Raw genomic sequence first — 17,946 nt, forward strand, 5'->3', positions numbered from 1 at the left:
ACCGTGCTGCGGTTGAAGCCGGTGCCGGTGCCGGGGTCAGGGCCGGTCGGCCGCGTGCTCGGCGGGCAGCAACAGCCGCAGCGTGTCGACGAACCGGGCCGCCTCGCCGGCTCCGAGGCGGTCCAGCCGTTGCTGCAGCCGGGGACGGATGCGGGCCGCGATGCGCCGGGTCACCGTGCGTCCCTGCGCGGTCAGGGTGATCTCGGTGCGGCGGGAGTCGTCCGGGTCGGGCCGGCGCTGGATCAGGCCCGCGCGACTCAACCGGGTCAGGATACGGCTGGTCGCGGCGGGGTGGCTGCTCACCGCACGGGACAGCTCGCCCGGTGAGGTCGTACCGCCGGCGATGGCACGCAGCAGGACGAACTCGCCCGGATCGAGATCGGCGACCTCGGTGACGTGCGACCGGACGTCCTCGGTGAGCGATCGGGTCAGCCGGTACAGCAGTTCGATGACGGCGAGCGCCTGTTCGTTCTCGGCCATACCGGCTAATGTAGCAGGAGTTAATAGTTAACATCTGTTACAGGAGACGGGGATGAACAGGTTCGACGTGCATGCCCACTTCGCGCCGGAGTCGGCCCCGGCGGCCTCCGTCGGGTACGCCGAACGGATGCGCCGCGAGGGTTTCGTGCAGGGCGGCCCCGACATGCGATGGAGCCCGGAGTCGGCACTGGCGTTCATGGCCGAACGCGGGATCGCGATGCAGCTGCTGTCGATGCCGATGGGGCTGCCCGCCGAGCAGGCCCGCGCCACCAACGAGCACGCGGCGCGGATCGTGGCAGACCGTCCGAGCCGGTTCGGGCTGCTCGCCTCGGTGCCACTGGCCGAGCCGGTTCGGGCCGTCGAGGAAGTCCGGTACGCGGCGGACACACTCGGCGCGGACGGGTTCGTGCTGATGACCAACCACGGCGGTGCCTACCTCGGCGACGCGCGGTTCGAACCGGTGTTCGCCGAGCTGGACCGCCGCGCGGCGAGCGTGTTCGTGCACCCGGCGGCGCCGGCGCCGTTCGGGCTGCTCGGCCTCGGCCGGCCGGCGCCGCTGATCGAGTTCCCGATGGACACCGCCCGCACCGTCGTCGACGCGCTGTTCGCTGGGCTGTTCCTGCGCCATCCGGGCATCCGGTTCATACTCGCGCATGCCGGCGGTGTGCTGCCCGCGCTGTCGGCGCGCCTGCTGTCCCTCGGGACCAAGGAGTGGGTCGACAACCCGCACGGGGTCACCCGGGACCAGCTGGCCGCACAGCTCGCCTCGCTGTACTTCGACACCGCGATCGCGGGCACCGCGGTGACGGTGGCGCCAGCCATCGAGGTCGCCGGGGCGGACCATCTCGTCTTCGGCACCGACTTCCCGCCCGCCGGGGTGGACGTGGTCGACCAGACCATCGCCGAGCTGCGCGGCAGTCTGGGTCCGGGCGACCAGCGCGGGCTGGAGGAGACCTTCGGCACGCTCTTCCCGGCCGCCGTCGCACGGGTGGCCGGCTGACCGGGCCGGCACCGCCCACGACCCGCCGGCGGGACGGGCGCCGGGCCGTGTCGGGTGTGGACGCTCCTATGGGTTGTCAAGGGGTGGCGGTGGGGTTGCCTGATTCGAGGAGTCGGTAGAGGTCTCGGGCGATGTAGCGTTTGAGGCAGCGTTTGATCTCTCGGTTGGTTTTGCCCTCGCGGGTGCGGCGGGCGGCGTAGGTGCGGGTGGCTTGGTCGTAGCGGATGCGGGATAGCACGATGGTGTGCAGAGCGCGGTTGAGTTGTCGGTCGCCGTGGCGGTTGAGTCGGTAGCGGTTGGTGGTTTGGCCGCTGTTGGCGGGGATGGGTGCGGCTCCGGCGAGCATGGCGAAGGCTGCCTCGGAATGGATCCGGCCGGGGTGGGACCAGGCGCAGAGCACGGTTGCGGCCACGATCGGTCCGATGCCTTTGCGTTGGAGTAGGTCGGGGCGCCAGGACCGCACGATGGCGTGGATGGCTTTCTGGTGTTGGGCGGCTTCTGCGGCCGCGGCGTGGGCCCGGCGGGCCAGGCAGCGCAGCACGGTGACGGTGGTGGTGGTTTCTGCGTCCCAGGATGGGTGAACGCGCAGGTGTGAGGCGGTGGTGAGCATGGCGGGCAGTTTCTGACCACGAAAACGGGTACGGATCTGTTCCGGGGCCGCGACCACCAGGCTGAACACCTGTCGCTGCGCATCGGTCGCGGCGTGGATCGCGGATCTACGGGCGGCCAGCAGTACCGACAAGGCTTGCCGGTCGCCGCCGCTGCGCGGGGTGCCTAGCCTGGTGCGGGACAGGGCTTCGCGGGCGGCGCGGATGGCGTCCAGCGGGTCGGACTTCGCGCCGTTACGCCGCTTGGTTCGTTCGGGGCGGTCGAGTTCGATGACCAGTTCGGCGTGGTGTTGCAGGTACCGGGTCGCACCGGCGCCGTGGCCGCCGGTGCCTTCGATTGCCCAGGCTCGTAGTGTTGCGTGCTGGTCGGCGAACTCCACCAGCTGGGCATAGCCGTCCGCGGTGGCCTCCACGGTGATCTGGCCGACCACCCCGCCGGTGCCGGTATCGACGGCGGCAGCGGAGTGGGTGTGCACATGGGTGTCGACACCGATGACGACATCGACCATCTCTCGAAGATCAGTCACACTGGTCATGCGTTCTCTCCTTGCCTGGAGCGGATGCGGTTTCCGGTCCGGTGCGGAGATCGGGCAGGACTGTGATGAGACACGCCGCGCGCCGTGAACGCTCGGCGGTCAAGCTCCTGATCAGGCCACCTACTCCGACTGGGCCGGGGGCCGACAACCGCGAACGGACAAGTCCACGCAAAGGCACGAAGCCAGTCAGGCGAAGGGTCACGCCCGCAGCTGCCGACCCACAGCCCAGCACCATCAGGCTGCGAAGAAAAGCCTCACAGTCAGGCGAGGAAGCCGGAGCGGCGCCAGAGACCGTGGCCGGGGCGGCCGATCATGCCGACCTCGGTGAGGAAGTCGGTGACCGGCTTGCCCATCCAGCGCAGCGTCTCCCGGTGGTGCGGGTTGGCCCGGGCGGCATCGCGAGCCTGTCGCGGGTCGAGGCCGACCGCGGCGTACACGCCAGGATGGATCAGGTTCGCCGACACGACGTAGGCGGCCGCCGCGGTGAGCTGGCGGTGCCGCAGCAAAGCCGGCCGCGAGGTGGTCGTGACCTGCCGCGCCAGCTCGGCGCGGGCGAACCTGACGTGCCGCGCCTCCTCGACCACGTGGATCCGGGACGTCATGCGTACCAGCGGTTGCAGGGTCTCGTCGGCCATCAGCTCGCGCTGCAGCCGGTCCAGGGTCTCCTCGGTGAGCAGGGTGGCGGCGAACATCGCCGGCCCGCGCGGGGCGAGCGCGCCGAACAGTGCGCCGAGCCGCAGCAGGCCGGTACCCGGTGCGTGCTCGCTCGCGCCGAGCCGCTCGACCTCGCGGGCGAACATGATGCTGTGCCGGGTCTCGTCACCGATCTCGGTCAGCGCGTACTGCACGTAGTCGCTGCCCGGGTCGCGCCGGTAGATGTCGCGCAGCAGCATGCGCATCAGCAGCGTCTCGAACCAGATGCCGAACCGGGTGATCGAACACCACTCGTGGGTGCCGAGCGTGATGCGCTGCTCGGGGCTGAGCCGTTGCCACAGCTGCGTGCCGTACAGCGAGACGCGGCGCTCGGGTAGGCTCGGCACGCCGTCGGGGACCGGCGCCGACCAGTCGATGTCCAGGTCGGGATCGTAGCTGTGCCGGGCCGATGCGGTGAGCAGCCGGCTGCGGGTCTGGGTCGAATCGGTGCCCGTCGCCATGCCGGGACACCTCCTTCGGTACCGAGGTGTGTGTGACGCGATGTCACGCACAACCACTATGCGACCCGGTGGCGACCGCGTCAAGGATTGTGTGACGGCTCGTCACAGGTAAACTGTCCGGGTGACTGGCAGCCAGCAGACCGACGGGCGGGCCCGGCGGTGGGCCGCGCACCGGCAACAGCGCCGCGCCGAGCTGGTCGACGCGGCCGTCGCGGCGATCGAGGCGGCCGGCATCGACGTCGGGTTCGACGCGATCGCCGAGCAGGCCGGGGTGTCTCGCACCGTGCTCTACCGCTACTTCGACTCGCGGGACGAGTTGCAGGTCGCGGTCGCGCAGCGGGCGGTGGAGCTGCTGCTGGCCAAGCTGACCCGGCCGCTGCACTCCGGTGCCGCGCCGCGGGCGCTGATCACCTCGCTGGTGCGCGCGCACGTGCGCTGGCTCGACGAGCACCCCGAGCTGTACCGGTTGATCGCCACCCGCTCCGCCGCGGTGCCGGCCGGCCGGGAGGCGTTCACCGCCGGTGAGAAGCTGTTCGCCGCCCAGCTCGCCGACCTGCTCGGGCACTACATGACACTGCTCGGTGTCGACGACGACGCGCTGGAACCCCTGGCGTACGGGCTGATCGGCATGGTGGAAGCGGCCGGCGACTGGTGGGTGCGCGGCCACGAACGCGGCGAGCGCGGGCTGATCGGCCAGCGCCGGCTGGTCGACACCCTCGGCGACTCCATCTGGTACGTCATCGACGGGCACCTGCGCGCCCGCGGCGTCGAACTCGACCCCGACCTGCCCCTGCTGTCCGGAGGCGACGATGACTGACGAGACGGCGACCGGGCCGGACGAGCTCGACGACGACGGTTACCGCGGCGAGGTCGAACTCGGCGACGGTGAGCGCAGCGTGCGGGTCGGCGCCGAGCTGCGCGGTGCGGTGGAGCCGATCAGCGGCTCCTACCGGTGGTACGGGCGGCTCGCCGCGGACCCGGCGGTCACCGAACTCGCCACCTCGCGGGCCCGCAACCTCACCCTGACCACGCCGTACGGTTCGGTCACCACCACCCTCACCGACGTCGACCCGTGGGGCCGGTACCGGGTGGGTGGCGCCGGGACACCCCCGTTCCCGGCCTCGACGACCCCGCAGGGGTGACCGCCTCGGTGCGGGTGTGGCCGCCGCGGGCTACCCGGCGCTGGCCACCGCCCCCTCGATGACCACCTGAAGGCACTCGCTGAATAGGTCGTCGACCGTGCGGCCCGGCCGGAAGTACTCGGTGATGCCGGCGATCACGGTCGGGTGCCGTTCGGTGAACGCCGCCATGTCGAACTCGTTCACCGTGTCCGGGGTCGGGCGGGGGGCCTGCTCTTCGAGGACGTGGCCGACGGTGAAGCGCTCCACCGTCAGCACGATGACCCGAGCACGGCGCAACGGCATGCCGGATGCCACCAGCGTGCTCATCGCGAGCTCGGAGATGTCGGCCATCTTCAGCGAGAGCTGGGAAGCCGACAGCACACGCGCGCCGTCCGGATGAGCCAGCAGGGCGCGCCGCAGCCGTTCGGCGAGCCCGCGGAGCCAGTCCTGCCAGCGCTGCTGCGGTGCCGGCGGGGACAGCTCGCCGAACCCCTGATCGAGGATCGCTTCGGCGAGCGCGGTGACCAGGGCCGCCTTGTTGGGCAGGTGCCAGTACAGGGTCGGCTGCCGCACCCCGAGTCGTGCGGCGAGCTTGCGCAGGGTCACGCCGTCGAGGCCCTCGGCATCCAGCAGTGCGACTGCCTCGGCGACGATGCGCTGTCGGTCCAGTGCCAATGCACACCTCCCGCTCGGACTCTATCACTGATAGAGTCATCTCTATCAGTGATAGAGAGGTGTGGGTCGCTGCCACACCACACCGAAGCAGGAGGACGACGATGACACACCGGCATCCGATGCGAGATGTGCTGCACCAGGCGACCCACCGCGTTCCCGGCATCGTCGCGCATGCCGAGCAGCTGCCCGGCCACCAGGCCGCCACCCGCCACGGCCGGCCCCGGCGAAACCCCGCCGTACAGCACCGATCGCGCAACCGGCGATGGAACCACTCACCCGATCGCCCGCCCCGGGTGCTGGTGGGGTGGCAGGCGCGGATCGCGGCGTTCATTGGCCCGAAGCAGCGATGAAGGCCGCGGTGCTGCACGAGATCGGGGGCGTCCCCCGATACGAGGACTTCCCGGATCCGGTGGCCGGAGCGGGGGAGGTGATCATCGACGTACAGGCCGTCGCGGTCGAGAACGTTGACCGGGCGATCGTGGCCGGAACGCACTACGCCAGTGCCCGGTTCCTGACCGAACTGCCCACGATCCCCGCCTTCGACGGCGTCGGCACCCTGCCCGACGGCACCCTGGTCGGCTTCGCCAACCCCCGACCGCCCTACGGTGCGCTCGCCGAGAAGACCGTGGTGGGCGCCGCCTCGTACGCCCTGATTCCGGAAGGGATCGACCCGGCCGTCGCCACCGCCCTGGCCACGGCTGTCACCGCCATGTCCGTCCGGACGGCAGCCGGGTTCGTGCCTGGCGAGACGGTACTGATCCAGGGGGCCACCGGCGTCGCCGGGCGGCTCGCGGTCCAGGTGGCCCGGCTACTGGGAGCCGGGCGCATCGTCGCGACCGGCCGTGACGACGATCAGCTCCGCGAGGTGCGAGCGCTCGGAGCCGACGCCGTCGTCAACACCACCGTCGGCGACGACGCGCTGGCGCGGGCGTTCACCGACGCCAAGGGTGACGGCTACGACGTGGTTCTGGACTATCTGTGGGGACGGCCCACCGAGATCTTGTTACGCACCCTGGTTCCGGAGACCTTCGCGTTCGGCAGACCCACGCGCCTGATCCAGGTCGGGCAGGCCGCCGGCCGCGAGCTCACCCTCGGCGCCGAGAGCCTGCGTACCTCCGGAGTCGAGATCTACGGCGCGGCCAAGGGGCTCGACGCGGAGCGCATGGGCGCGGTGTACGGGCAGATCGTGGCGTGGACGCGGTCCGGGGAGCTCACCTTCGAGCTGGCGACGGTTCCGCTGCGCGACATCGAAGCCGCATGGCAGCGAACCGATCTGCGCGGGAAACGCCTCGTCGTACGACCCTAGGTTGCCGACCCGCGGGATCCGGCGCGGCGACGCTGTCCCGGACGACGGCCTGCCGTCCAGGACAGTGGTCCGGGTTCGGCGACGGCAGCTCCGGTACGCGCGTTTCGTTCCGGTTGCCGCGCGGGGCGTGCGCGGGCGGGTCGGAAACCGGCCCGTCGCCATGTCTTGACAACGCTGTCATATTCCGATTGTGTGCTTGCGGGCTGATACACGACGGCGGCAGGCTGCTGTCGGGCGTCATCCCGTTGGGGTCGCGAAGGCCGGTTCGGGAGGCGAGCCGGACTTCCCACCGTACGGGTCGATGGAGGCGCGGCGTGAAACGCAGAGCGTTGTTGGCAGGTAGCGGGGCATCCCTGGTGGCGTTGGCCGAGGGGGTGCCGTCGACCGCGTCCGCGTCGCCGGTGTCCGACCGGTACGCGCCGGCCCGCGGGTCGCTGTTCGCCTCCTCGTTCGAGGCCGACGACCGGCCGCTGGACTGGACCAGCACGGTGGAGTCCGACCGGCACGGCACACCGCGGATGTCCGGCGTCACCGGCGCCGCGCCGACCGGCATCCCGGGCAGCATCGTCGACAAGATCACCAAGTGCGTGGCCAGCGGGGAGAACCCGCCGAACGAGATCGCCGCGAACCTGCTGGACGCCGACCCGACCACCAAGTGGCTCGCGTTCACCGCGACCGCCTGGGCCGAGGTGCAGCTGTCCGAACCGATCGCGGTGGTGGCCTACGCGCTGACGTCGGCCAACGACCACGCCGAGCGCGACCCGAAGGACTGGACCCTGCAGGGATCCACCGACGGCACCCAGTGGACCGATCTGGACACCCGGACCGGTGAGACCTTCGACCACCGCTACCAGCTGCGCCAGTTCAGCGTCGACAACACCACGAAGTACAGCTACTACCGGCTCGACGTCACCGCCAACGGCAGCGGCGGCATCGTGCAGCTCGCCGACCTGCAACTGTCCAACGGCGACGATGCGCCGCCGCCGCAGCAGGACATGCTGACCGCGGTCGGCACCGGCCCCGCCAGCGGCCCGAACGTCCGGCCCAAGGTCGGCTTCACCGGCGTCGCCTCGCTGGAGTACGCCGGGCAGCACACCGCCGACGGCCACGCCTTCGCCTACAACAAGATCTACGACGTGTCGCTCACCGTCGGCCGCCACACCCAGCTGGCGTACAAGGTGTTCCCGGTGATGGGCGTCGGCGACCTGTCCTACGCCAGCACCTACGTCGCGCTGGACCTCGCGTTCTCCGACGGCAGCTACCTGTCCGAGCTGTCCCCGACCGACCAGCACGGCATCGCCGCGTCGCCGAGCGGCCAGGGCACCGGCAACATCCTGTACCCGAACCAGTGGAACTCGGTGGTCGTCGACGTCGGCGCGGTCGCCGCCGGCAAGCGCGTCGAGCGCATCCTGTTCGGCTACGACCGGCCGCACGGGCCCGCCCAGTTCCGCGGCTGGCTGGACGACATCCGGCTGGGCAACCCGGTGCCGGACACCAGGTCGCGGCCCACCGACTACGTGCTGACCACCCGCGGTACGAACGCCTCCGGCAGCTTCTCCCGCGGCAACAACATCCCGGCCACCGCGGTACCCAACGGGTTCAACTTCTGGGTGCCGGTCACCGACGCCGGCTCGACCAGCTGGCTCTACGCCTACCAGAAGGCCAACAACGCCGACAACCTGCCCGAGCTGCAGGCGTTCTCGGTCAGCCACGAGCCGAGCCCATGGATGGGGGACCGGCAGACCTTCCAGATCATGCCGTCCGCGGCCAGCGGCACCCCGGACGCCGACCGCGGCAAGCGGGCACTGGCGTTCTCGCACAACGACGAGACCGCGCAGGCGCACCGGTACGCGGTCAGGTTCGGCAACGGCATCGCCGTGGAGCTGGCCCCGACCGACCACGCGGCGATCTTCCGGTTCCGGTTCCCCGGAACGGACGCCAGCCTGATCTTCGACAACGTCAACAACGACGGCGGGCTCACCCTCGACGCCGACGGCCGCAGCCTGCACGGCTACTCCGACGTCCGGGTCGGTACCGACGGCGCGACCCGGCTGTTCGTGTACGCCGAGTTCGACCGCCCGGTCACCGACTCCGGCATGCTGCCCGGTGGCGGCGGCAAGGACGTCACCGGCTACTTCCGGTTCGACGCCGGCGCAACGCACCGGGTGACGATGCGCATCGCCACCTCACTGCTGAGCGTCGCCCAGGCCAAGCACAACCTGGCGCTGGAGATCTCCACCCACGACAGCCTGGAATCGGTACGCGAACGGGCCCGGCACGCCTGGGAGCAGCGGCTCGGCGTGATCGAGGTCGAGGGCGCCACCCCCGACCAGCTCACCACGCTCTACTCCAACCTGTACCGGCTCAACCTGTACCCGAACTCCGGGTACGAGAACGTCGGAACCAACCGGCAGCCCACCTACCGGTACGCCAGCCCGGTGTCCAAGCCGGTCAAGGACTCCACCGCCACCGAGACCGGCGCGAAGATCGTCGACGGCACGATCTACGTCAACCACGGGTTCTGGGACGTCTACCGCACCGCGTGGCCGGCGTACGCGCTGCTGTACCCGAGCGTCGCCGGCAAGCTGGTGCAGGGCTTCGTGCAGCAGTACCTCGACGGCGGGTGGATCTCGCGCTGGTCCTCGCCCGGCTACGCCGACCTGATGACCGGCACCAGCTCCGACGTCGCGTTCGCCGACGCGTTCCTCAAGGGTGTCAAGGGATTCGACCCCGCCGACGCCTACGACGCCGCGGTACGCAACGCCTCGGTCGCGCCCACCAGCAGCGCGATCGGCCGCAAGGGGCTGGAGACGTCGATCTTCCTCGGCTACACCGCCGACAGCACCGGCGAAAGCGTGTCCTGGGCGCTGGAAGGGTTCCTCAACGACTTCGGCATCGGCAACATGGCGGCCGCGCTCGCCAAGCGCGCCAAGGCCGGCAGCGCCGAGGCCCGCCGCTACGCCGAGGAAGCCGACTACTACCTGCGCAGGTGCCGCAACTACGTCTACCTGTTCGACCCCGCGATCGGCTTCTTCCAGGGGTTCGACGCCAAGCACCAGCCGCGACTGGAACCCAACGAGTACGACCCGCGGGTGTGGGGCAACGACTACACCGAGACCGACGGCTGGAACTTCGCCTTCCACGTCGCGCACGACGGCAACGGCCTGGCCAACCTGTACGGCGGGCGGGACAAGCTCGCCGCCAAGCTCGACGAGTTCTTCGGCACCCCGGAAACCGCGCAGTATCCCGGATCGTACGGCGGGACCATCCACGAGATGCTGGAGGCGCGCGACGTCCGGATGGGCCAGTACGGCCACAGCAACCAGCCGTCGCACCACATCACCTACATGTACACCTACGCCGGGCAGCCGTGGAAGACCCAGCAGAAGGTGCGCGAGGTGCTGCAACGGCTCTACATCGGATCCGACATCGGCCAGGGTTACTGCGGCGACGAGGACAACGGCGAGATGTCCGCCTGGTGGCTGTTCTCCGCGCTGGGCATCTACCCGCTGCAGATGGGCAGTCCCCGCTACGCCATCGGTTCGCCGCTGTTCCGCAAGGTGACCGTGCACCTGGAGAGCGGGCACGACCTGGTGGTGAACGCTCCCGGCAACTCGGTGTCCACTGTGTACGTTCGCGGCCTGCGGATCAACGGCAGGCGGTACGAGAAGTCCTATGTGGACCACGAAACCCTGGCCCGTGGCGCGCGGCTGGACTTCACGATGTCCACCACGCCGTCGAGGTGGGGCAGCGGCGCCGATGCCGCGCCGCCGTCCCTGACCACCGGAACCGACATCGCGATCCCGCTCACCGACGTCACCGGCAGCGTCGACGCCAGCGCCAGCGACGGCACCGACGTCGGCAAACTCGCCAACGACACCTCAGCCGACCAGGTCACGTTCGGCGGCTCGACCGTCAAGATCGACTACCGGCTCGACGCGGCGGCGAAGGTCACCCACTACACGCTGACCTCCGGTTCCGCCGCGCACGGCGACCCCGTCGCCTGGACCCTGTCCGGCTCGACCGACGGTACCGACTGGACCGTGCTGGACACCCGCAGCGACGAGGCGTTCACCTGGCGGCGGCAGACCCGCCCGTTCACCGTCGCCAAGCCCGGCTCGTACCGCCGGTACCGGCTCGACGTGACCAGCACCACCGGGGACGCGGCCCTGACCCTCGCCCAGGTGGAACTGCTCGACACGCCCGCCAACCCGCCGGTCAAACCGGACAACTCCGGCTGAACGCGGACCACCGATACCCGGGTCGGCCCGGACCCGGGTATCGGTTTCGTGTCGCCCGCCGGGGCATGCTAAGTTCTTACCCGTTGCGCCGTTAGCTCAATTGGCAGAGCAGCTGACTCTTAATCAGCGGGTTCGGGGTTCGAGTCCCTGACGGCGCACCACCAAACCCAGGCCAGACACCTCGTCTGACCTGGGTTTTTGCATGCCCGGAGATCATCTTCGGCCGCTCTCGATGTTCGAAGATCCTCGATGGAGCGCCCGAGGCGTGCCCGAGAGCCGGTGATGCTTCGCGGTATCGAGCGCCACCACGCGGCATGCGCCGACATGGTCAACTGACTTGCCGATGGCTCTCACGACGTGGCGGCGCGACGCGCTGTCCATCAACGGCAGCCAGGCCCACCGTGACGCACAGCCCCACTCACGAAGACGGTGACGAGGCCAGCTCAGCCCACTCCGTCGGCCTCACAATCCTGTCGACGGCCGTCCGATAGCTGCCGTCGGCGACCCAGCAGTCGGCCCGCGTTGACAACGGCGCGCAGTGCCGCAGCAGCGGCGCGCTACCACCGTGAGGCCCGCTCAGATCGGGGTTCGTGGATACGCCCACCCTTCGGGCCGATGAGGCGAAGAACCAGGCCGTAGACCAGATGAGCCGACAGCTCGCCCATGAACAATCCGCCCGTGTCAGCGCTTGCCCGTCCCGCCGATCCGGGGCGGCAGGCTACTGCTGGGCGGCCTGGGCGAGGAGTGGTGAGCTCGCCGCGGCGGCGGGTAGATTTTGCATGACGCGCGGCCTGCTCAGGTGGACGCAGGCATCGCGAGACATGGCCTTGTTGCGTCGGGCCCACGCCATGAGACGTTCTGTATATCGCCCGGCATGGAAGCATCTAGTGTCGTGAGTCGTTAATTCGTGTGCAGTATGTGGCGAGGGTGTCGAGGATCTGGTCGGCGGTCTTGGTCCAGACGAACGGTTTGGGGTCGGCGTTCCATTCGTTGATCCAGCGGCGGACGTCGGCTTCGAGTGCGACCACGCTGCGGTGGGCGGAGCGGCGGAGTTTGCGGGTGGTCAGTTCGGCGAACCAGCGTTCGACCAGGTTGAGCCAGGAGGAGCTGGTCGGGGTGAAGTGCAGGTGGAAGCGGGGATGGCGCAGCAGCCACTGCTTGACCGTGGGGGTCTTGTGGGTGGCGTAGTTGTCCAGCACCAGATGCAGGTCAAGGTCTTTGGGTACTGCATCGTCAATGAGCTTGAGGAAGCGCAGAAACTCCTGGTGGCGGTGGCGCCGGTAGTGGTGGGCGATCACCGAGCCGCTGTCGATGTCGAAGGCGGCGAACAGGCTGGTGGTGCCGTGCCGGACGTAGTCGTGGGTCATGCGTGCCGGGGTGGTGGGCAGGATCGGCAGGATCGGCGCGGTGCGGTCGATCGCCTGCATCTGCGACTTCTCATCCACCGCCAGCACCAGCGCACCCTCGGGCGGGGCCAGGTAGAGCCCGACCACGTCGCGTACCTTGTCGACAAACAGCGGATCGGTCGACAACTTCCAGGTCTCGACCGCGTGGGGCTTGAGACCAAACGCCCGCCAGATCCGCGACACCGACGACTGCGACATGCCCGCAGCCCGAGCCATCGACCGGGTCGACCAGTGCGTGTCCCGACCGGGCGTGTCCTCCAGCGTCGTGGTGATCACCTGCTCAACCTGTTCGTCGGTGATCATGCGAGGTCGGCCCGGCCGCGGCTCGTCGCACAACCCATCCAGACGGCCGGCCAGAAACCGCGACCGCCACTTCGACACCGTGTTCCGCGAGATCCCCACCTCCGCGGCCACCTCACCAATCGAGCCGCCCTCGGCGCACCGCAACACAATCCGCGCCCGCAACGCCAACGCCTGCGCCGTCTTCCGGCGGCGCGCCCAGCCGGTCAACACCGACCGTTCCTGCTCGGACAACACCACCGGTTCCAGCTTCGGGCTCGGCATCGCCACACCCTACAGCTACCCACGAACTAACGACTCAGCACACTAGCCTATGACGAAGGCGAGAACGGCTCGAACGGTCTGGCTCGAGACCAGCATGTTCGACGAACCCGTCCTGCACGTCGGTCAGAAGTCTCGGATCCGTCGGGACTACGGGTTTGCCGCCACGCCAGATGAGCTCGTCGGCATGTCAGCAACCGATCTGCGGCACGCGTTGGCAGTGGGTGCACCCGACGACGCAGGGCTATTGATCGTGTCCGACACCCCGGTCGAGTACATCACCGAAGACGTGGTCTCATCTTCCGGCGTCGAGTTCGAGGTCGACACGGCTGGGCTGCTGATGCTGGTTTACGTCGAGGTTGCCGAATGGGTGGACGACGAGAAAGTGCTACACGATCGCCTGCAGCAACTGCTGAGCGATCTGCTGGACCGCAAGCGTTGCGCCCTGATCTCAGCCGAGCACGACCTGAACCAGGTGGGTGCCGGGCCGTACCTCACCCAGTTGACGTTGCGGCCCTCCACACGCGCACAAACCGTGGACCACCTCTACCGACTGGGCATCGAGATTCAAGCGCTCGTCAACGCGTCAGATGGCGGCGAGTTGACGCGTGAGTCGACACTGAACTTGCTGCGCGCCGGGCACGGGGCCGTCTTGATCGGGCAGCCGGAGGGCGCTTGGTTGGATGTGAAGTCGCAGCTGTACGACATCACCCGACTGAGGGGGAAGGTGTCGATGGCGCAGGCCGTCGCCCGTTTCGCCAACAGCGGGGGTGGGGTCGTCGTGTTCGGCATGGGCACCAAGAAAGTCGGCTCTGGCGAGGTGGTCGCGTCCATTCACCCGGTGCCTACGGACGGGCATACGGTTCGTCGGCATCGGCAAGCACTTGAAGCTCATGTCTATCCCCTGCCCACGGGGCTTGATGTCGAGATCGTTCCAGCTGACGGCGGAACCCTCCTGGTGGTACACGTTCCGCCGCAGCTCGACACAGTCAAACCGTTCCTCGTTCATGGCGCGATCGTTGACGACCGGGTCGAAGGGGCCTTCATCAGCATTGTGCGCCGGCACGGTGAGGACACCATCCCAACAACAGCTCCCGCCGTGCACGCTGCAATGTCGATCAACAGAGTGCTCGATCGTCTTGAAGGACAACTCGACAGGCCGATGCGCCAATAGGGACTGCCCCGAGTTTGTTTGACACTCGGGGTTGGCGGGTGTCAGGCCGCGTGTGTGGTGGTGTAGATGGTCTCAAACTCGATCGGGGTCAGTCGTCCGAGGCGGGTTTGACGGCGACGCCGGTGATAGGTGGCTTCGATCCAGGTGACGATCGCGAGCTTCAGCTGGTGGCGGGTGGTCCAGCGGCGGCGGTTGAGGACGTTCTTTTGCAGCAGGGCGAAGAACGATTCCATGGCGGCGTTGTCGCCGCAGGCACCGACCCGTCCCATCGATCCGGTCAGCCCGGCCTGGTGCAGTGTGGTGACGTATTTCCGGGACCGGAATTGGCTGCCCCGGTCGGAATGTACGATCGTGCCACCTGGTTCGCGCACCGCGACGGCGTGCTGCAGCGCGGCGACGGCCAGGTCAGAGGTCATCCGGGAGTCGATGGAGTAGCCGACGATCCGGTTGGACCACAGGTCCTTGATCGCGCACAGATACAGCTTGCCTTCGGCGGTGGGGTGTTCGGTGATGTCGGTCAACCACACCCTGTTCGGTGCCGAGGCGGTGAAGTTCCGGCCACCTCCAGGACGCTTGAGCAGATCGTCATGCACCGGTGGCCCCGGCCTACGGCCCAGCTCCCGCTTGCGGGAGTGAGTCGAGAAGATCCGCTGGTCGCGGCACAGCCGCCAGACCCGGTTGTCGGAGGCGTGGTGGCCGGCGGCACGTAGTTCGTCGGCAACCAGCCGGTATCCGAACTCCGGATCGTCGGCATGGGCATCGATCGCGGCGTTGGTCAGATACGCATCCTGCACGTCGCGCTGGGACACCGGCTCGGCCAGCCACTGGTAGTAGGCCTGCCGGGAGAAGCCCAGCACCCGACACGTCACCGCGACCGGCACCCGGACAGGGGCGTCGGCCGCGGCCAGGTCACGGACGAGCGGGTAGGTCATTTTGGGTTGATGTCCCGGGCCAGATAGGCAGCGGCCCGGCGCAGGACCTCGTTTTCCTGCTCCAACAGCCGGATCCGCTTCTTCGCCTCACGCAGCTGTTCGGACTCCTCGCGGGTCACTCCCGGACGTTGGCCGTCTTCCACGTCCGCGGCACGCAGCCAGTTGGACAAGCACGACTCGGAGATCCCGAAGTCTTTCGCGATCTGCGTCAACGGCGCGCCGCCGGCACGGGCGACGGCGACCACATTGTCCCGAAACTCACGGGGATAGGGCTTGGGCACAGCAAACATCCTTCCAGCAAGGCCAGCAGCCTCACAGATCAGGTGTCAACCAAACCCTGGGCAGTCCCCGACGCGCTGCCACCACATTGACCGACACCGCTTCCGGCATCGCCACCTCTACAACATCATCATCGCTGGTTGAACCGGAAGGCCCTGTCGGCCGAGGGCCCTACAGAGTAGCGAGACATCCCTTAGCTGGAACCCTTTCCTGCCCACGTCACTCGGCGGGGTCGGTCTGCCCGAACTGAAATCCTCTCGCCTGCAGATCCTTCAGGTAACGGGCAAGGTCATCGGGCGCAGCAAGGTACCATTCGCGATCCGAGGGATACCGGGCGAGCCAATCGTCCACTCTCCGACGCGCCGTCGGCAAGTGCGTCGAGTCGTGCAGATCGAGTCCGTGTCGCACCTCTGGCACACGCAGCCACACGAGCAAATGATATCCATCCAAGGAGAACGGGTTGTACTTGGCGGTAAGTTCCGCCAATTTCTCAGCACTGGCACTGAAGTCGCTAAATCTACGCAGAGCCGGAACCGTTTCGGGGAAGCTGTTGCCGTTCGCAAACTCCACCCGAAAGCCGGCCAGGTACGCAACCGACAGGCCTTTCCGGAGACAGAAGTTTATCGCGTCACCGACGTCTTGGACGATCGGTTCGCCCTTGTCATTTAGCGAGGTGTTTCCCAATATCGGTACGCCCGTCACGGCGTCAAACCTCGCCAGCAGCTGATAAAGCAGCGGATTCTGTTGTTCGTCAACCGTCTGCACGCGAGCAGATCCGTCCAAATGGACGATGGCTGGCGCCCGCGTCGCCGTTTCCGAAGTCGCCACAAAGGTCTCGAGCATGTATGGCGAGGCCCGCGCGTCATCGAAGCACTCCGTTACCCGGTCGGCCATTACGACCGGCGCCACCGGCCGCCAATTCTGTCGACCCTTCAGTCGGTTGACTTGGTTCTTGGCCACCGTTCTTGTTGGATCACAGAATAGGCTTCTGTTGCCTAGCGCACGCGGCCCGAGTTCAGCACGACCATTCACCCACGGGATCGGCCCGCGCCGGATGTCGCGCACCGCCTCATCGAGATCGATCGGTCGGGTGTCGGTCACATAATCGCCGTACCGGTCGAGTGCACCTTCTAGGCTGTGCTGCTGACTTCCAAGATAGGCGCCGGGGAACCGGAATTCGAAGTTCTCCAATCGAGCATGGAAGGTCGCCAGGCCAATGCCGAGTGACTGCCCGCTATCGTTCGCACACGGTGGAGCAAGGAGTCGGCGAAAGCCATACCGTCGCATCAGGTGACTATTCGTGGGGCAATTCAGGGCGTAGCCACCGGCCATTGCGAGATCCGTTTCGCGCGGGTCCAGATCGCACCGTGCCAGCGTTTCCTCGACATTCCGCTCCATGACCGCTGTGGAGATCGCCTGCACATGTTTCATCACCGCGCTGAGGACGTGTCCTCGATCCTCAAGCCCGTCAAGCGGTGGAAGATCGGCGACGCGGAGCCGCCTCTGCACAGTAGATTCAATCAGCTCCACTATCTCAGCTGAGTCCGAAAATGCGGTACGGCCGTAGAAGCGCACACCGGACAGGACTTCGGCCTGCAACTCAGGTAGCTCGACGTGGGCCGGCGAGGCGCCGGCAAGCGCCATGAGCGTTCCCTCTTCCAGGTTGTAGCGCCGTGCGGCCATGTTGTAGAGCGGTCCGGGCGACTCGACTGGGAAAAATTCTGCACTTCCCCGGCCAAAAACGCCGCCAACATACCAATGGACGTCGTCCGGATCGTCAATGACTGTGTCCGGCCCGCCGTCGACGGCGAAGCCGAGCACCATTCGGTCCTGGCTGGGTTGGCCGTCAAGAAGTGCCGCACTGAACAGGTGACATATGCTGTGATATGGCAACGCCACATCCGCATACCATTCGGCCGCATTGCTGTATTGCTCCCCGACATCAGGAGTTCCCCAGACCTCCACGATGTCCGACATGCGGACCGCAGCGTCGCCGAGAAGGGAGTCCAGCATTCGCGTCGCTTGTTCGCGGTCCGCGACCCCGAACGCGTGGTGCTTGATTCCCGAGAAGCGCTCCAGCTCCCAGTAGTGGAGAAGACTGACCTGCGAACCACTCTTCCGCCACAACGAGATGTTGTTGTCATGGCGAGTCCAAGAGTTGTTGAGAAAAGGCATTCCCGGTTCGGTAAGATAAGTCGACAAGTAGTGTCCGTCTGGCATGGCACGCACTCTGCCCACACGCCCTCCACTCAGTGTGCTGGCCGCTCGGGGTCAGCTGTCGCACCACCAGCCGAGCTGGCGAGTTCCCTTTCCCTTCTCGTGCTGAAAAGGGCCCGCTTCAGGAGTCGAGATCAGTTGAACGCGGCCGTCGACCGTCTTGCCCGAGGTTAGGCTAGACACCTCGACCGAACGCAACAACCGCTTCCACACCGGAAGCGGTTGTCAAGACGCCACGGAGCTACCGCAGCGCCCA

13 protein-coding genes and 1 tRNA gene are annotated in these 17,946 nt (G+C 67.8%); 7 read left to right on the forward strand and 7 right to left on the reverse strand.

The window, feature by feature from the left end; translation table 11 throughout:
- Positions 1-36 precede the first annotated feature (36 nt).
- A complete protein-coding gene (locus Athai_RS06575; protein WP_203960657.1) occupies positions 37-480 on the reverse strand; it encodes a MarR family winged helix-turn-helix transcriptional regulator in 444 nt (147 codons plus the stop codon).
- 52 nt (positions 481-532) lie between these two features.
- Here Athai_RS06575 and Athai_RS06580 point away from each other — a divergent pair, with 52 nt between their 5' ends.
- The gene (locus Athai_RS06580; protein WP_203960658.1) at positions 533-1,480 is read left to right on the forward strand and encodes an amidohydrolase family protein; all 948 of its coding nucleotides are present in this window, start codon (positions 533-535) and stop codon (positions 1,478-1,480) included.
- Between the two features lie 76 nt (positions 1,481-1,556).
- Here Athai_RS06580 and Athai_RS06585 read toward each other — a convergent pair whose 3' ends face one another.
- On the reverse strand, positions 1,557-2,624 hold the full coding sequence (locus Athai_RS06585; RefSeq protein ID WP_203960659.1) for an IS110 family RNA-guided transposase: 1,068 nt from the start codon (positions 2,622-2,624) through the stop codon (positions 1,557-1,559).
- A gap of 260 nt (positions 2,625-2,884) precedes the next feature.
- Positions 2,885-3,778, reverse strand: coding sequence for an AurF N-oxygenase family protein (locus Athai_RS06590; protein WP_203960660.1), 894 nt, complete (start codon positions 3,776-3,778; stop codon positions 2,885-2,887).
- 121 nt (positions 3,779-3,899) lie between these two features.
- Between Athai_RS06590 and Athai_RS06595 the strand changes: the two genes are divergently transcribed.
- Together Athai_RS06595 and Athai_RS06600 are read left to right on the forward strand one after the other, a co-directional pair.
- Entirely contained in the window at positions 3,900-4,595 is a 696-nt protein-coding gene (locus tag Athai_RS06595; protein WP_203960661.1) for a TetR/AcrR family transcriptional regulator, read from the forward strand.
- Positions 4,588-4,920 (forward strand): DUF4873 domain-containing protein, encoded by a 333-nt coding sequence (locus tag Athai_RS06600; protein WP_203960662.1) that lies wholly within the window; start codon positions 4,588-4,590, stop codon positions 4,918-4,920. Before Athai_RS06595 ends, Athai_RS06600 begins: the two co-directional genes overlap by 8 nt.
- Positions 4,921-4,950: 30 nt before the next feature.
- On the opposite strand, the gene Athai_RS06605 is transcribed toward Athai_RS06600, so the two are convergent.
- Positions 4,951-5,574 carry a TetR/AcrR family transcriptional regulator C-terminal domain-containing protein gene (locus Athai_RS06605; protein WP_203960663.1) on the reverse strand — a complete coding sequence of 208 codons (624 nt, stop codon included), beginning with the start codon at positions 5,572-5,574 and terminating at the stop codon, positions 4,951-4,953.
- 346 nt (positions 5,575-5,920) lie between these two features.
- Here Athai_RS06605 and Athai_RS06610 point away from each other — a divergent pair, with 346 nt between their 5' ends.
- The 3 genes from Athai_RS06610 to Athai_RS06620 all read left to right on the forward strand — a co-directional run bounded on the left by Athai_RS06610 (position 5,921) and on the right by Athai_RS06620 (position 11,282).
- The gene (locus Athai_RS06610; protein WP_203960664.1) at positions 5,921-6,880 is read left to right on the forward strand and encodes a quinone oxidoreductase family protein; all 960 of its coding nucleotides are present in this window, start codon (positions 5,921-5,923) and stop codon (positions 6,878-6,880) included.
- Positions 6,881-7,194: 314 nt separating this feature from the next.
- Complete coding sequence (locus Athai_RS06615; RefSeq protein WP_203960665.1) at positions 7,195-11,121, forward strand: GH92 family glycosyl hydrolase; 3,927 nt, start codon at positions 7,195-7,197, stop codon at positions 11,119-11,121.
- 85 nt (positions 11,122-11,206) lie between these two features.
- Positions 11,207-11,282 (forward strand) — tRNA-Lys (locus Athai_RS06620).
- 723 nt (positions 11,283-12,005) lie between these two features.
- Here the strand turns inward: Athai_RS06620 and Athai_RS06625 are convergent.
- Complete coding sequence (locus Athai_RS06625; RefSeq protein WP_203960666.1) at positions 12,006-13,091, reverse strand: IS630 family transposase; 1,086 nt, start codon at positions 13,089-13,091, stop codon at positions 12,006-12,008.
- A gap of 94 nt (positions 13,092-13,185) precedes the next feature.
- On the opposite strand from Athai_RS06625, the gene Athai_RS06630 reads away from it, so the two are divergent.
- Complete coding sequence (locus Athai_RS06630; protein ID WP_203960667.1) at positions 13,186-14,262, forward strand: AlbA family DNA-binding domain-containing protein; 1,077 nt, start codon at positions 13,186-13,188, stop codon at positions 14,260-14,262.
- Between the two features lie 41 nt (positions 14,263-14,303).
- On the opposite strand, the gene Athai_RS06635 is transcribed toward Athai_RS06630, so the two are convergent.
- Positions 14,304-15,475, reverse strand: a protein-coding gene (locus Athai_RS06635) for an IS3 family transposase (protein WP_239156759.1) whose coding sequence is annotated in 2 segments (ribosomal slippage) — positions 14,304-15,205 and positions 15,205-15,475 — 1,173 coding nt in all. Because the reading frame shifts where the segments join, the coding sequence is not laid out codon by codon here.
- A 217-nt stretch (positions 15,476-15,692) separates the two neighbouring features.
- Entirely contained in the window at positions 15,693-17,693 is a 2,001-nt protein-coding gene (locus Athai_RS06640; protein ID WP_203960669.1) for a carbamoyltransferase C-terminal domain-containing protein, read from the reverse strand.
- Positions 17,694-17,946: the final 253 nt, after the last annotated feature.

The organism is Actinocatenispora thailandica, from assembly GCF_016865425.1.
In the GTDB taxonomy this organism is placed as follows: Bacteria; Actinomycetota; Actinomycetes; order Mycobacteriales; family Micromonosporaceae; genus Actinocatenispora; species Actinocatenispora thailandica.